The organism is Stenotrophomonas sp. SBJS02, assembly GCF_020428325.2.
GTDB lineage: Bacteria > Pseudomonadota > Gammaproteobacteria > Xanthomonadales > Xanthomonadaceae > Stenotrophomonas > Stenotrophomonas africana.
The window spans coordinates 2448737-2463876 of record NZ_CP109812.1; the positions used below are offsets into that span (position 1 = coordinate 2448737).

Below are 15140 nucleotides of genomic sequence, written 5' to 3' on the forward strand. Positions count from 1 at the left end.
ATTGTCTGGCGCCACAAACGATAAAGGATCTGTTGCATGACCCATCTAAAAATCACCGGCATGACTTGCGACTCGTGCGCGGCGCACGTCAAGGAAGCGCTGGAAAAAGTGCCAGGCGTGCAGTCGGCGCTGGTGTCCTATCCGAAGGGCACAGCGCAACTCGCCATCGTGCCGGGCACATCGCCGGACGCGCTGACTGCCGCCGTGGCCGGACTGGGCTACAAGGCAACGCTAGCCGATGCGCCACTGGCGGACAACCGCGTCGGACTGCTCGACAAGGTGCGGGGATGGATGGCCGCCGCCGAAAAGCACAGTGGCAACGAGCCCCCGGTGCAGGTAGCGGTCATTGGCAGCGGTGGAGCCGCGATGGCGGCGGCGCTGAAGGCCGTCGAGCAAGGCGCGCAGGTCACGCTGATCGAGCGCGGCACCATCGGCGGCACCTGCGTCAATGTCGGCTGTGTGCCGTCCAAGATCATGATCCGCGCCGCCCACATCGCCCATCTGCGCCGGGAAAGCCCGTTCGATGGCGGTATTGCGGCAACTGTGCCTACGATTGACCGCAGTAAGCTGCTGGCCCAGCAGCAGGCCCGCGTCGACGAACTGCGGCACGCCAAGTACGAAGGCATCCTGGGCGGTAATCCGGCCATCACTGTTGTGCACGGTGAGGCGCGCTTCAAGGACGACCAGAGCCTTACCGTCCGTTTGAACGAGGGTGGCGAGCGCGTCGTGATGTTCGACCGCTGCCTGGTCGCCACGGGTGCCAGCCCGGCGGTCCCGCCGATTCCGGGCTTGAAAGAGTCACCCTACTGGACTTCCACCGAGGCCCTGGCGAGCGACACCATTCCCGAACGCCTTGCCGTAATCGGCTCGTCGGTGGTGGCGCTGGAGCTGGCGCAAGCCTTTGCCCGGCTGGGCAGCAAGGTCACGGTCCTGGCGCGCAATACCTTGTTCTTCCGTGAAGACCCGGCCATCGGCGAGGCGGTGACAGCCGCTTTCCGTGCCGAGGGCATCGAGGTGCTGGAGCACACGCAAGCCAGCCAGGTCGCCCATATGGACGGTGAATTCGTGCTGACCACCACGCACGGTGAATTGCGCGCCGACAAACTGCTGGTTGCCACCGGTCGGACACCGAACACGCGCAGCCTCGCGCTGGACGCAGCGGGGGTCACTGTCAATGCGCAAGGTGCCATCGTCATCGACCAAGGCATGCGCACGAGCAACCCGAACATCTACGCGGCCGGCGACTGCACCGACCAGCCGCAGTTCGTCTATGTGGCGGCAGCGGCCGGCACCCGTGCCGCGATCAACATGACCGGCGGCGATGCGGCGCTCGACCTGACCGCAATGCCGGCCGTGGTGTTCACCGATCCGCAAGTGGCGACCGTGGGCTACAGCGAGGCGGAAGCCCACCACGACGGGATCGAGACCGACAGCCGCACCTTGACCTTGGACAACGTGCCGCGTGCGCTCGCCAACTTCGACACACGCGGCTTCATCAAGTTGGTTATCGAGGAAGGCAGCCATCGGCTGATCGGCGTACAGGCGGTCGCGCCGGAAGCGGGTGAACTGATCCAGACGGCGGCTCTGGCCATTCGCAACCGCATGACGGTGCAGGAACTGGCCGACCAGTTGTTCCCCTACCTGACGATGGTCGAGGGGTTGAAGCTCGCGGCGCAGACCTTCAACAAGGATGTGAAGCAGCTTTCCTGCTGCGCCGGGTGAGAAAAAGGAGGTGTTCAATGAACGCCTACACGGTGTCCCGGCTGGCTCTTGATGCCGGGGTGAGCGTGCATATCGTGCGCGACTACCTGCTGCGCGGATTGCTGCGCCCGGTGGCGTGCACACCAGGCGGCTACGGCTTGTTCGATGACGCCGCCTTGCAACGGCTGTGCTTCGTGCGGGCGGCCTTCGAGGCGGGCATCGGCCTCGACGCGCTGGCGCGGCTGTGCCGGGCGCTGGATGCGGCGGACGGCGACGAAGCGGCCGCGCAGCTTGCCCTGCTGCGTCAGTTCGTCGAGCGTCGGCGCGAAGCGTTGGCCGATCTGGAAGTGCAGTTGGCCACCCTGCCGACCGAGCCGGCACAGCACGCGGAGAGTCTGCCATGAACAACCCCGAGCGCTTGCCGTCCGAGACGCACAAACCGATCACCGGCTACCTGTGGGGCGGACTGGCTGTGCTGACTTGCCCCTGCCACCTGCCCATCCTCGCTGTCGTGCTGGCCGGCACAACCGCCGGTGCTTTCCTCGGCGAGCATTGGGTCATCGCGGCGCTCGGTTTGACCGGCCTGTTCCTTCTGTCCCTGTCGCGGGCGTTGCGGGCATTCAGGGAAAGAGAATGAGCGCTTTCCGGCCGGATGGATGGACGACGCCGGAACTGGCCCAAGCGGTCGAGCGCGGGCAGCTTGAACTGCACTACCAGCCCGTCGTCGATCTGCGCAGTGGTGGGATTGTCGGCGCGGAAGCCCTGTTGCGCTGGCGTCATCCGACGCTTGGACTATTGCCACCGGGCCAGTTCCTGCCCGTGGTCGAATCGTCCGGCCTGATGCCTGAAATCGGCGCTTGGGTGCTGGGCGAAGCCTGCCGCCAGATGCGTGACTGGCGAATGCTGGCATGGCGACCGTTCCGGCTGGCCGTCAATGTTTCGGCGAGCCAAGTGGGACCGGACTTCGACGGGTGGGTAAAGGGCGTGCTGGCTGATGCCGAGTTGCCCGCCGAGTATCTCGAAATCGAGCTGACCGAATCGGTCGCGTTTGGTGATCCGGCGATCTTCCCCGCCCTGGACGCCTTGCGGCAGATCGGTGTGCGCTTCGCCGCCGATGACTTCGGGACGGGGTATTCCTGTCTGCAACATCTGAAGTGCTGCCCAATCAGCACGCTCAAGATCGACCAATCGTTTGTCGCCGGGCTCGCCAACGACCGCCGCGACCAAACCATCGTGCACACCGTGATTCAGCTTGCGCACGGGCTGGGCATGGATGTGGTGGCTGAAGGCGTGGAAACATCGGCGAGTCTTGATCTATTGCGACAAGCGGACTGCGACACAGGACAAGGCTTCCTGTTCGCGAAGCCAATGCCGGCGGCGGCATTCGCCGTCTTCGTCAGTCAATGGAGGGGTGCCACCATGAATGCAAGTGACTCGACCACCACCAGTTGCTGCGTGTGCTGCAAGGAAATCCCGCTCGATGCCGCCTTCACCCCGGAAGGCGCGGAATACGTCGAGCACTTCTGCGGGTTGGAGTGTTATCAACGCTTCGAAGCGCGTGCCAAGACAGGGAACGAAACCGATGCCGATCCGAACGCCTGCGACTCGCTACCGTCAGATTGAGGCATACCCTAACTGGATGTCAGGCAGGGCCGCGCCGCTTAGTCAGAATAGAGTCATCTTTCGCATTTTTTGACACATGCCTGCGAAGGTCATAGATTTCAGCCTGACAGAAACGGGGTTTGAGGCACAACGGAACAGAAGGAGCACTTAAGCCGCCTTCAACCAAGGAGACATCGTGCAGGGGCACCGCATCGGCTACGTCCGGGTCAGCAGCTTCGACCAGAACCCGGAACGCCAGCTGGAACAGACACAGGTGAGCAAGGTGTTCACCGACAAGGCATCGGGCAAGGACACCCAGCGCCCCCAGCTCGAAGCGCTGCTGAGCTTCGTCCGCGAAGGCGATACAGTGGTGGTGCACAGCATGGACCGGCTGGCCCGCAACCTCGATGACCTGCGTCGCTTGGTACAGAAGCTGACTCAACGCGGCGTGCGCATCGAGTTCCTGAAGGAGGGCCTGGTGTTCACTGGCGAGGACTCGCCGATGGCCAACCTGATGCTGTCGGTGATGGGGGCCTTCGCTGAGTTCGAGCGCGCCCTGATCCGCGAGCGGCAGCGTGAGGGCATCACCTTGGCCAAGCAGCGTGGCGCGTACCGGGGCCGCAAGAAAGCCCTGTCCGATGAGCAGGCTGCTACCCTGCGGCAGCGAGCGACGGCCGGCGAGCCCAAGGCGCAGCTTGCCCGCGAGTTCAACATCAGCCGGGAAACCCTCTACCAGTACCTCCGCACGGACGACTGACACATGCCGCGTCGCTTGATCCTCTCGGCCACGGAGCGGGGCACCCTGCTCGCGTTGCCAGAAAGCCAGGATGACCTGATCCGCTACTACACCTTCAACGACTCCGACCTGTCGCTGATCCGTCAGCGGCGCGGCGACGCCAACCGCCTCGGCTTCGCCGTGCAACTCTGCCTGCTGCGCTACCCCGGCTATGCGTTGGGCACTGACAGCGAGCTGCCCGAACCGGTCATCCTGTGGGTGGCCAAGCAAGTCCAGACCGATCCGGCGAGTTGGACGAAGTACGGCGAGCGCGATGTGACCCGTCGCGAGCACGCCCAGGAACTGCGCACCTACCTTCAACTGGCCCCGTTCGGCCTGTCCGACTTCCGCGCCCTGGTGCGCGAGCTGACCGAACTGGCCCAGCAGACCGACAAGGGCTTGCTGCTGGCCGGCCAGGCGCTGGAGAGCCTGCGGCAGAAGCGACGCATCCTGCCGGCGTTGAGCGTGATCGACCGGGCTTGCTCGGAGGCCATTGCACGGGCCAATCGGCGGGTCTACCGCGCCCTGGTTGAACCGCTCACGGACTCGCATCGGGCCAAGCTGGACGAGCTGTTGAAGCTCAAGGCCGGCAGCAGCATCACCTGGTTGACCTGGCTGCGCCAGGCACCGCTGAAACCCAACTCTCGGCACATGCTTGAGCACATCGAGCGGCTGAAGACATTTCAGCTGGTGGACTTGCCCGAAGTCCTGGGCCGGCACATCCACCAGAACCGCCTGCTCAAGCTGGCCCGCGAGGGTGGGCAGATGACGCCCAAAGACCTCGGCAAGTTCGAGCCGCAGCGGCGCTATGCGACCCTGGCCGCCGTGGTGCTGGAGAGCACTGCAACCGTGATTGATGAGCTGGTGGATCTGCACGACCGCATCCTAGTCAAGCTGTTCAGCGGCGCGAAGCACAAGCATCAGCAGCAGTTCCAGAAGCAGGGCAAGGCGATCAACGACAAGGTGCGCCTGTACTCCAAGATCGGCCAGGCGCTGCTGGAGGCCAAGGAAGCCGGCAGCGACCCCTATGCCGCCATCGAGGCGGTGATCCCCTGGGACGAGTTCACCGAGAGCGTCAGCGAAGCCGAGCTGCTGGCCCGGCCGGAGGGCTTCGACCACCTGCACCTGGTCGGCGAGAACTTCGCCACCCTGCGCCGCTACACGCCGGCTCTGCTGGAGGTATTGGAGCTGCGCGCCGCCCCGGCCGCGCAGGGCGTGCTGGCAGCCGTGCAGACGCTGCGCGAGATGAACGCCGACAACCTGCGCAAGGTGCCGGCCGATGCTCCCACCGCCTTCATCAAGCCGCGCTGGAAGCCACTGGTGATCACCCCGGAAGGCCTCGACCGGCGCTTCTACGAAATCTGCGCCCTGTCCGAGCTGAAGAACGCCCTGCGCTCCGGCGACATCTGGGTCAAGGGCTCGCGGCAGTTCCGCGACTTCGACGACTACCTGCTGCCGGCCGAGAAGTTCGCCGCGCTCAAGCGGGAACAGGCCCTGCCGCTGGCGATCAACCCGAACAGCGACCAGTATCTGGAAGAGCGCTTGCAGCTGCTGGACGAGCAGTTGGCCACTGTCGCCCGCCTGGCCAAGGACAACGAGCTGCCCGATGCCATCCTCACCGAGTCCGGGTTGAAGATCACCCCGCTGGATGCGGCGGTGCCGGATCGGGCGCAGGCGCTGATCGACCAGACCAGTCAGTTACTGCCGCGCATCAAGATCACCGAACTGCTGATGGACGTGGACGACTGGACGGGCTTCAGCCGCCACTTCACCCACCTGAAGGACGGGGCCGAGGCCAAAGACCGGACGTTGCTGCTGTCCGCGATCCTCGGTGATGCGATCAACCTCGGGCTGACCAAGATGGCCGAGTCGAGCCCCGGTCTGACCTACGCCAAGCTGTCCTGGCTGCAAGCCTGGCACATCCGCGACGAGACCTATTCGGCGGCCCTGGCCGAGCTGGTCAACCACCAGTACCAGCATGCCTTCGCCGCCCACTGGGGCGACGGCACCACCTCATCCTCCGATGGCCAGCGTTTCCGGGCTGGCGGCCGGGGCGAGAGCACCAGACACGTCAACCCGAAGTACGGCAGTGAGCCGGGACGGCTGTTCTACACCCATATCTCCGACCAGTACGCGCCGTTCAGCACCCGCGTGGTGAATGTCGGCGTGCGCGATTCCACCTATGTGCTCGACGGCCTGCTGTACCACGAGTCCGACCTGCGGATCGAGGAGCACTACACCGACACGGCCGGCTTCACCGATCACGTCTTCGCCCTGATGCACCTGCTGGGCTTCCGTTTCGCGCCGCGCATCCGCGACCTCGGCGAAACCAAGCTGTACGTGCCGCAGGGCGTGCAGACCTACCCGACGCTGCGGCCGCTGATCGGCGGCACCCTGAACATCAAGCACGTCCGCGCCCATTGGGACGACATCCTGCGCCTGGCCAGCTCGATCAAACAGGGCACCGTCACTGCCTCGCTGATGCTGCGCAAGCTCGGCAGCTATCCGCGCCAGAACGGCCTGGCCGTGGCCCTGCGCGAGCTGGGCCGGATCGAACGCACGCTGTTCATCCTAGACTGGCTGCAAAGTGTTGAGCTGCGCCGCCGCGTGCATGCCGGCCTGAACAAAGGTGAGGCGCGCAACTCGCTGGCCAGGGCGGTGTTCTTCAACCGCCTTGGGGAAATCAGGGATCGGAGCTTCGAGCAGCAGCGCTACCGGGCCAGCGGCCTCAACCTGGTGACGGCGGCTATCGTGCTGTGGAACACGGTGTACCTGGAGCGCGCCACCCAGGGGTTGGTCGAGGCCGGCAAGCCGGTGGACGGCGAGCTGCTGCAATTCCTGTCGCCGCTGGGCTGGGAGCACATCAACCTCACCGGCGATTACGTCTGGCGGCAGAGCCGCAGACTGGAAGACGGGAAGTTTCGGCCCCTACGGATGCCCGGAAAACCTTAGCGTACGATTTTTTCCGAATTCTGCGAGCCCCCCAGGAAGAATTGCGTAGACCCGCGCGCAGCAAGCACTACGTTGTGCTGAGGGATCAGCAGCAGCTTTGCCCCCGCGGAATACGCCCCTGTGAGAGCATCCTCTGCCAGGGTATCCGCTGCGACGACGAGGTGGTCACGAGTGAGGAGAACGTTGAGGATGCTCATTGCGGGATCGTCTAGACGTTTGCAGACTATCGCCTTCCCCTCCCCTCCTGTCCAGACTGCTATGGCCTCCGCGATCACACAAATTCTTGGTCGCCCCAATGCTTGCGAGAACGCACTTGAGATACGCCGCGGCTACCTCAAGGCGATGGAAGATGCGCTGCGGGTTTCGCTTCTGATCCACCAAGATCCAAGGCTTCTGTTCGACACGTGGGCCAGACTGCTCCCCTTGATCGCTCAAAGCCACGAGAGTGACGGCAGCCAGCCATTTGCGACCGGGATCGTCCGCTCGCGCGATCATGGATCCCGGCGGTTGGCTGGCTGAGCGTATGGTTGCAATATAGGAAGCAATCGCGCGCGGACCAGAACGCTGTTCATCGCAGACATTCTTAGGGTGCCATTGCAGAGATTTCAGCTTTTGAGGAATAAAATTTCAGTGCAAGACGGTCCATTGCAGAAAAATTTGACTTGCGACTGACGCAACGCAGAAATTGCTGATGCACGGATGATGCAATGCAGAGATTACCGGCTAACAGATGCTGCAGCCCAGCCGGCCAACTGAGGGCTTTGCCCGATGGACGAGCCGTTACTCTTGCCTGCAGATCACGATTCTAGGATGACTTGTGCCTCAATCGGCTGACCAGGATCGGGCGTCTGTGCTGGAGGGCTCCTTAGAGCTCTTGGGTGAAATTCGAGCCGCTTGGATGGAGATAGAGCATGGACGTGACCGAAGATCGACGGCGGTGGCGGCACTTTGCCAGATGTCCCTTGATCACGCCGTGGCAGTACAGTCCCTGATCGCTACTCTGCCCCAGTCAGCAATCTCGCTGGTCCGGCCCCAGTATGAGGCCCTCGTGCGTGCAACCTGGGCATGTTATGCAGCTACCGACACCGACATCGAGAAGCTTCTTGCGCCCCTGACTCTGGAGAGTCAGCAAGCGGCAAAGAGGCTCCCTGGCGTTCAGGACATGCTCGTAAAGCTTGAGTCCTCTGGGCCCCGAGGAGCATCACAGTTGTTGGGCAGAGCCAGACAATGCCTTTATGTCGGCTTGAACTCCTATCTCCATGCCGGGATTCACCCCTTGGCAAGGCAGTTAAATGGCTACCCGGGCGCGCTTCTGGCGGGGGTGGCCATGAACAGCAATGCGCTTGCCATGCTAACCCTTCTGAATCTGGCGCACCTGTGGCCAGGCGAACCAGTTCTGGCATGGATGAATGCACTGCATCATCAATTTGGGGGTGTTTTGCCAGAGTTGGAGCCATTGACCCCCCATCAGCCCTCGCCATAGAGCTGTCCCGGATCGCCTGCGCGTCTAGGGTGGGGTCTGTGGTGAGTGACTAGGCAGTTGGGCCTCGCCCCCCTCTGGGGGCACGGGGAGAACATCACGGGCGCATAAGCAGTTGCCCCGGATTTCTCGTTGGGGCAAGTCCTGGCAGTTGATCTGTGTCGGGGGCCTGTCGGGCGACTGTCATGTTTCCAAGTTCGGCACCCTCCTAATCTGGGCTCCCTACCCCTCCGGAGTTATCTTCTATGACCACCAAGACCCCGCCTCGCCTGCTTACCGCTGCTGAGGTTGGCGCCTGCATTCGCCAGTTCCGCCAGTTGCGTCATTGGTCGCAAGAACAATTGGCCGAGATCTCGGGCCTGAACGTGCGAACAGTTCAGCGGGTTGAGCAGGGTGACTCGGCCAGTTTCGACACCCGTCGCGCACTGGCGCGCGCCTTCGATTTCAATGACATCGATGCACTCAACAAGCCTTTCTCGCTGCCGACAGACGAGGAACTGCAGGCGGCGCAAGCGCAGTTTGAGCGCGACTACATCACCCTGGCGGTGTCCCCGCTTGCTGCTGGGCGCGAGCTGGCCAGCCTGATCGTTTCGTGCGACATGGATCTGTCCGAACCGGCTTTCGAGCTGTCGCGCGAGGCGGCGAGCGAGTTTGCTGCACTGGTCGACTACTACCGTGAGTATCGCGACTGCCAAGACCTGTATTCAGAAGTCGACAAGCTAGACATCTACGACGGGCTGCAGCAGCGCATTGAGGTCCTGCGGGAACTGGGAGTATCACTGTCGCACGGTCAGCGTAAGGTCGTCATTCGGATGGGCTCAGGTATGCCGATGGATGCCACGGTCCTGTACGTCGTGGCGTTTCGCCTCGGCCACGAGTGCAGTCAGATCGTAACTCCTAAGGCAGCACGCATCGGCTGAGTCAGCATTCATTAGATCGATAGTGGTGGCGATACATCTGACAGATGTCTATTGATCGCGCCGTCGCAGTACAGTCCCTGGAGGTTGCCCTGCCTTAGTCAGCGATAGCGCTGGTCCGGCCCCAGCACAAGACCCTGATTCGTGCGACAGCAAGGTTCTTAGCTTTCGAGGCAGCGAATTTTTGATGTGCCCTGAACCCTCGCGAAGATCCACTATGGAGACGCCGTCGATTTCTGGATCCAGACCTAAGAAGCCCTCGAGTTCTGGATCCACAGGCAACTCGTCCTTGAGTTCCTGACTGCGCACCTGAGTGGTCAAGCTCCGCCCGGGTGAAGGCTCTGCGCCCAGTACTCTAGGAACTCCTCTTGAGCAATCGTTTCGATTGCGCCTGGCCTGGCATGCCGCACCATGTGGATGGCATCCGATGCCCGCTTGGCCTCGCCAGACTGCAGCAAAAGCATGGCAGCGACCGTTCCCGCGCGTCCCAACCCCCCCTTGCAGTGGACCACGATCCTTTGACCGCTCAGCATGTCAGCGACGAGCTCAGCACTTAGCTGTAGCCAATCTTTGAGGAGTCTGTCGTCTGGTGCGGCTCCATCAGTGATTGGCAGTCCATGCCAAGAGATGCCCTTCCCCGCCACTATCGCCGGTAAGCTCTCGATTCGAAGGTCCTTGAGCTCCCAAGGCTCAAGCAAGGTGACTAGGTGAGTGGCACCCCAGTCCTGAATAGCCGAGACGTCCACATCTAGGTCTCTCGCCCATGCTCCAGTCATGGCGACTTCCTGGTACTTGCCTGGCGCAAATGTCACCCCTATGCCGCCTCCATGGGCTCCAACAGGCAACTCTGCAATCAGTAACGGGTGGCTAGCGCTGGTGCGCATCATTTCGGCTCTCCCAACATGCGGTAACGTTCTGCGTCGTGCGCCGGGGCGCTCCCCGCTCATTCGCTGCACGGCTAGGATATCGGATGTTCAGATATCGTTGAACTGGAGAGAACACCTAAGGGTCAATATCGGAAAGTCAGATAGACAGTCTGTGGGCAGGTTGATATCCTGACAACTGGTATCGCGATTTGAGGGCTGTGTGGCCTATGTCGTTAGCCAACCGACCCTCATCGCGCCCTGGCCAGAACTGGACAATTTCGTTCGTTCAATAGGTCCCTTTCTTGCGTGCGCGTGGTGCGCGCTAGAGCGCTCAAGAACGGCTAGTTCGCCGGTAGCTGCTGAGGGGTTGGCCTCGCAGGCACTTGACACGCTTGCGACGCTGCGCGTCCTCCATCGCGAACCAGTCGAATGTTCTCGGCTTGCCGCAAGATCTCTGTATGAGCCCCTGGCTTGGTCCTACAAATCTCCGTGGTCTCGCAGTGACTTGAACCTTGAGTCGGCATTGACCCGGTCGCTCACCCAGTGGGCGGCTGAGTGCACGCCCAGTGCGAGGCGGAATCTCGGAATTTCACTGGCATCCACCGAAGCTCGAGCGTACTTGGCAAACCTTCTGCGGAAGCATCGGTTGGACCCGAAGCTAGGCGACGGGCTTCAGTCGATTGGATCGCCTGAATGGAATGCGCTCAGCTTGGGGCGTAAGCGCTACGTGCTGTGGGCGAGCATGCGAAATTCTGCCTCGGAGTTCATACAAAGCGGTTTGGATGAGCATGCCGCGAGGCGAGCACTTGATCGCGAGATAAAACGCAGATGCATCTGGTTAGCTGGACGCGAGCAAGCTGGAACCCTCGCCCGGAAGGATTTTTGCTTCTTGCCTGGTCAGGGTTGGCGTCAGCCGTTGATCCTGGACGTTGCAATGGAGACTTTCCTGCCGCTGGGCATGGCGTACTGGCTGGAACCTAGCGGCAGTTGGCAGCTTTAGCTTCTAGTCTGAGTAGACCGACCAGCTGCCACGGGTCCATGAGATGGTTTGAGGGGGCTCAGGACTCTATCGCGGTAAACGCCCCCCCAGGTCTATATCGACGGTTCTCCAACGAAGCGCTGGACCTTGGTTGACCGGCGAGCCTGTGGCCCATTGGACGCTGGCCAAGAGATGGCCCTCTAGTACTCGTTCAGTCGCTTACGGATTGCCTCGATGGCATCGTCCAGTCCCGCGTCGTCCTCGGGGTAAGGAGAACAAAACAGTTGAACCGGGACCCAGCAATGTTCCTGTCCCGGTTGTACATAGGGGGCGTAATCATCTAGTAGCCATGCAGAGCCGATGGGCTGGGAAACGTTGGCAAGATCCTTCGTCGGCCCAGTCCAGTCTATGTATGGCAAGCGGGCAAACCAACCCGGGGCCGCTCCTTCGCAAGCCAATAGGTCGGCAATCTCGCGAAATCTAGGCTCCGGAACTGTGGTGAAGATGACTAGACCCTCAAAGAGCGACTTTGCCGACTCCAGAAATTCGTAGAGGCCCGGGCGCGGGATCTGGCTTACAGCGTTGGAAATCAGCGTTCCTTCTAAGTCCAAGGCGAGGATGGACGGGCGCATTGTGTAATGGTCCTCTTTGGCGGGGGTGAACGTCGGTACCGCTACCAAGCCCCGCCGGAGGGTGATCCGCCGGCGGGGCTTGGTAGCATCAGACATCTTCGAACTCGCTCGCTTGCTTGAGTTGGTTCTCAAGGAAATCAATGCGCTTCTGAAGATCGGCACTTAGATAGGCTTTGTCCGTAAAGTCCATTGCTGTCTCAGGGATCATCTCCAGCTCGACGCGTGTGGATGTAGCTTGACGAATTGCCAAGGTGGTCCAGGCCTTATCGCCCTTGACGAATCCGACAGTGAATCGAGCCGTAACATGGTGTTCGGGCTTGAGGCCTTCGATGGAACGGAAATCGCTGCGCACCTTCGACGTGGCTACAGGCTGTACATCGCCATTGATGTACAGCGCCGCATTCCAGCTCGCTTCGCTCAATGGCAGTGTTGAGCGGTTGATGATGCGGGCGGTGATGACTGGCTTGGGCCCAAAGAAGCTGTTTTCCATCCGGAACTCTGGATCAACCGCACTGACCCTCTTTAGCTCGGCGATAGTAGGAAGTTGATCGTTGGCCTCCTGTCGTAGCGCTTCTATCTCCTTGGGATTGCTATCCCTGATGTGCTTAACCTGCCCTCTCACCACCTGCCTTACGGAAGCGTTTGGGTAGGTCTGGTTCAGTTTTTCAAGAAGGTCGGCAGGGATTCGTGAGAAAAACAGCCGAATCGTCTCTAACACCATGATTCAACGAGGAAACACCCCTCGACGTCAGGCAGTTCGTGGATTACAGACCTAGGCTTGATTGAACCAGAAGCCGCGTGACACAGGCATTCCTGGAGTACTGCTCAGGCACGCGTGCCCTTCTTGAATATTGGATTCAAGAGTTTCCACGCTCCTGACCCAACGGAAACCTTCAAGAAGGCTCTGACCGTCGCCTGATCCATTGCAGTAGTTCCTCGTGCGGGATCGTACGTCCAGCGTCGACGTCGGCCATACCCTCGCGGGTCCGCCGTTCCTTCTCTTCCTCGGTCAATCCCGGAAGGAGTGCTAGTAGCTTATCTTCAGGGCTCATAGGCCGATGAGCTGTGCTCAAGTTGGCTTGATTCTCGTGAAAAAATATGGGCAGGATCTGGGGATCATCCAAGCCCGCCGGCAAAGGCAGCGATACGTCGTGGACCGCCAAGTCGATGATGACGTCCAAATCTGAGCATAAGGGCTGTATGGCGGTGGTCACCAGACGAGCCGCCCGCTCGGCGAAAGCCAGGTCCACCACCAGCCAGATCAACAGACCGGGAGGCTGTTCGACGCCCCCTGACGAGTGAGTTTCCAGGAGATAGGCCGACGAGACGAAGTCGGCGTGCTCAAGGCTGCCGCTGATGGCCGGAGCGAGCCAAGCCGGCGCGGCCTGGGCAGGTCTCACCGCGAACTCCGCCGGCGCCAGACGTTCCACCCTGGCCAGAAAGCCCGTATCCAACAATGTCGCAACCTCTTCCGGGTACAGGACAACGCCGCCGTAGTTGGGATTGAGCATCAACGTCGCGCCGCGAGTACCGGTTAGCAGCTCACGGCCTGAAACTCCCAGAATTCTGACAGCAGACGAGCTGGCCGCCTGCGCCTTGTCGAGCGAGGTAAAGAAAGGGATCGCATCGAAACCGTCAGGATGGCGGAACTGGACCAGCCGCAGTGTCTGCGCGTCGTCCGAGATGGGCGCATGCACGTACACGATCGCATCCATCAGTCGCTTGAAGAATGCGCGTTCCTCGGCCGCACTGTCGCGGGCCCGTTCAAAGGAAGCCTCCAGCGCTGTCTCCGCAGACGTAGTCCCTCTTCCACGCGGCCTGCTCGGTTGCTTCATGGTCAGATGCGATGAGGGCCGAGCGGGTACCCGGAGAACCAATCCGCCTCGATCTCGCTGCTCAGGTAGGGTCGTACGAAGGCCGACTGGGTCAGCGCTCGCAGCCGCTCTTCGTGCTCAGCAATCGCCTCGATGTCGCTGACGGTTGGATAGTGCCGCAGCAGTCGATATGCCTCTTGCCGCACCTCTTTAGGCACGGCTTGGCTGGCCGCTAGCTGCCTGAGGAACGCGCCCGCCTGCAGCACATTGCGGGTGCGCTCAGATGGCATCGTCATGACATCAAGAATGACTAGCACTAAGGAATGCTTAGCTTATCGCGTTTGTGGCCGGCCAGGGCACGGTGCAACTACAGACCTTGCGATTCCTGTATTAATGTAATATAATCAATAACTTAATTCGCATAAGTGAGCGTTATGTCCATGGAGTGAGGGCCAATAGGAACGAGCAGGTAGCCTGAGCCTTCCCATGATGGGAAGGTCAACAACGCGGGACGGATTACCACTCAACTTGCCTGTCGTTTGACCTTCCCACCGTGGGAAGGCTCATCGTCACGCCGTCGGCAAACCGCCGATGCTTTTGGAGGGTTGTCCATGAATCTCGTTGTTGAAGGTATGACCTGTGGTCACTGTGTCCGAACGGTCACCCAAGCCATTCAGGCCCTTGACCCCCACGCCCAGGTGGACGTCGATCTGGGCAGTGGCGTGGTCAAGATCGAGGGCCTGCTTGCCGTAGAACAGGCGGTTGAGGCTATCCAGCGGCAAGGCTATGTGATCGCTGCGGTGCTCCCTTCTGAGGCTGGTACGCCGGCCGCCCCGGCCGTCGCATCCTCCTGCTGCGGCGGATGCCACCGCTGAGTCCGCGCGAGGGCTTGATCCTGATCAATGACAGTCGGCCCCAAGAGGGCTAGACTGGCCATCATGAGAGCTCGCACGTCCCCTGCCCTGATCTGCCCAGCGTCCGCAGGCGCTGCTTCGGGCGTGCGGGAGCTGTCATGGTGAGGCTGCTGAGGCGATGGCGGCGACCCCGTTCTCGTGCCCGACTGGCATGGCTGGGACTGTGGGCGCTGCTGCTGCAGCAACTCGCGCTGGTGGCTTACGCCTGTCCGCTGGAATCGGTGGAAGCTGGACAAGCGACCCTGATGGTCGGTTGCGAAGAGATGTCCACGCCGGATCCCGATGCTCCGGCGTTGTGCGACCAGCATTGCCAGCGCGATCACATCGCCACGGCCGATGCGAAGGCCCCTCAAGTGCCTTACCAGCCCGCGCTGGCCGCCTTCGCGCTGGTGCAGGCTCTGTTGCCACCGGTACACGCGCAGTTGTATCGGGATGTTCCGGTGTGCGTGTCCGATCCGCCTCCCCTGCAGCGCTTCTGTAGCCTGCTGATTTAAGCCCCCTCCTGGAT

At 61.6% G+C, this 15140-nt stretch carries 16 protein-coding genes; 10 read left to right on the top strand and 6 right to left on the bottom strand.

Features of this window, described 5'->3' with window-relative positions; all coding sequences use genetic code 11:
- The first annotated feature begins 36 nt into the window (after positions 1–36).
- The 6 genes from merA (at position 37) to FQS62_RS11440 (ending at position 7030) form a co-directional block, all read left to right on the top strand.
- Positions 37–1722 (top strand): mercury(II) reductase, encoded by a 1686-nt coding sequence (gene merA, locus FQS62_RS11410; RefSeq protein WP_003156770.1) that lies wholly within the window; start codon positions 37–39, stop codon positions 1720–1722.
- A 17-nt stretch (positions 1723–1739) separates the two neighbouring features.
- Positions 1740–2105, top strand: a complete 366-nt coding sequence (gene merD / locus FQS62_RS11415; protein ID WP_000995360.1) for a mercury resistance co-regulator MerD — start codon at positions 1740–1742, stop codon at positions 2103–2105.
- On the top strand, positions 2102–2338 hold the full coding sequence (gene merE / locus FQS62_RS11420) for a broad-spectrum mercury transporter MerE (protein WP_003132004.1): 237 nt from the start codon (positions 2102–2104) through the stop codon (positions 2336–2338). The genes merD and merE overlap by 4 nt, the downstream gene beginning before the upstream one ends.
- Positions 2335–3324, top strand: coding sequence for a DUF3330 domain-containing protein (locus FQS62_RS22335; protein ID WP_003132006.1), 990 nt, complete (start codon positions 2335–2337; stop codon positions 3322–3324). The genes merE and FQS62_RS22335 overlap by 4 nt, the downstream gene beginning before the upstream one ends.
- 175 nt (positions 3325–3499) lie before the next feature.
- Positions 3500–4060 (top strand): recombinase family protein, encoded by a 561-nt coding sequence (locus FQS62_RS11435; RefSeq protein WP_010921730.1) that lies wholly within the window; start codon positions 3500–3502, stop codon positions 4058–4060.
- Between the two features lie 3 nt (positions 4061–4063).
- Positions 4064–7030, top strand: a complete 2967-nt coding sequence (locus FQS62_RS11440; RefSeq protein WP_005413400.1) for a Tn3-like element TnAs1 family transposase — start codon at positions 4064–4066, stop codon at positions 7028–7030.
- On the opposite strand, the gene FQS62_RS11445 is transcribed toward FQS62_RS11440, so the two are convergent.
- Entirely contained in the window at positions 7027–7227 is a 201-nt protein-coding gene (locus FQS62_RS11445) for a hypothetical protein (RefSeq protein WP_032966765.1), read from the bottom strand. The two genes, FQS62_RS11440 and FQS62_RS11445, sit on opposite strands and share 4 nt — an antisense overlap.
- A 61-nt stretch (positions 7228–7288) precedes the next feature.
- Here FQS62_RS11445 and FQS62_RS11450 point away from each other — a divergent pair, with 61 nt between their 5' ends.
- Together FQS62_RS11450 and FQS62_RS11455 are read left to right on the top strand one after the other, a co-directional pair.
- Complete coding sequence (locus FQS62_RS11450; RefSeq protein WP_049401600.1) at positions 7289–7549, top strand: hypothetical protein; 261 nt, start codon at positions 7289–7291, stop codon at positions 7547–7549.
- A gap of 1206 nt (positions 7550–8755) precedes the next feature.
- Positions 8756–9430 (top strand): helix-turn-helix domain-containing protein, encoded by a 675-nt coding sequence (locus FQS62_RS11455; protein ID WP_005413401.1) that lies wholly within the window; start codon positions 8756–8758, stop codon positions 9428–9430.
- A 314-nt stretch (positions 9431–9744) separates the two neighbouring features.
- On the opposite strand, the gene FQS62_RS11460 is transcribed toward FQS62_RS11455, so the two are convergent.
- The 5 genes from FQS62_RS11460 to FQS62_RS11480 form a co-directional block, all read right to left on the bottom strand.
- Positions 9745–10374 carry a cyclin-dependent kinase inhibitor 3 family protein gene (locus tag FQS62_RS11460; protein WP_306341171.1) on the bottom strand — a complete coding sequence of 210 codons (630 nt, stop codon included), beginning with the start codon at positions 10372–10374 and terminating at the stop codon, positions 9745–9747.
- A 1098-nt stretch (positions 10375–11472) separates the two neighbouring features.
- Positions 11473–11904: an NIF family HAD-type phosphatase gene (locus FQS62_RS11465; protein ID WP_031269101.1), complete on the bottom strand. Its 432-nt coding sequence runs from the start codon at positions 11902–11904 to the stop codon at positions 11473–11475.
- An 88-nt stretch (positions 11905–11992) separates the two neighbouring features.
- The gene (locus tag FQS62_RS11470) at positions 11993–12625 is read right to left on the bottom strand and encodes a hypothetical protein (RefSeq protein WP_021201832.1); all 633 of its coding nucleotides are present in this window, start codon (positions 12623–12625) and stop codon (positions 11993–11995) included.
- A gap of 172 nt (positions 12626–12797) precedes the next feature.
- A complete protein-coding gene (locus tag FQS62_RS11475; protein ID WP_019184713.1) occupies positions 12798–13619 on the bottom strand; it encodes an SseB family protein in 822 nt (273 codons plus the stop codon).
- 122 nt (positions 13620–13741) lie between these two features.
- A complete protein-coding gene (locus FQS62_RS11480; protein WP_223224794.1) occupies positions 13742–14035 on the bottom strand; it encodes a BPSL0761 family protein in 294 nt (97 codons plus the stop codon).
- A gap of 315 nt (positions 14036–14350) precedes the next feature.
- Here FQS62_RS11480 and FQS62_RS11485 point away from each other — a divergent pair, with 315 nt between their 5' ends.
- Entirely contained in the window at positions 14351–14593 is a 243-nt protein-coding gene (locus FQS62_RS11485; RefSeq protein WP_224482004.1) for a heavy-metal-associated domain-containing protein, read from the top strand.
- Between the two features lie 233 nt (positions 14594–14826).
- Positions 14827–15126: a hypothetical protein gene (locus FQS62_RS11490; protein WP_232017559.1), complete on the top strand. Its 300-nt coding sequence runs from the start codon at positions 14827–14829 to the stop codon at positions 15124–15126.
- The last annotated feature ends 14 nt before the right edge of the window (positions 15127–15140 follow it).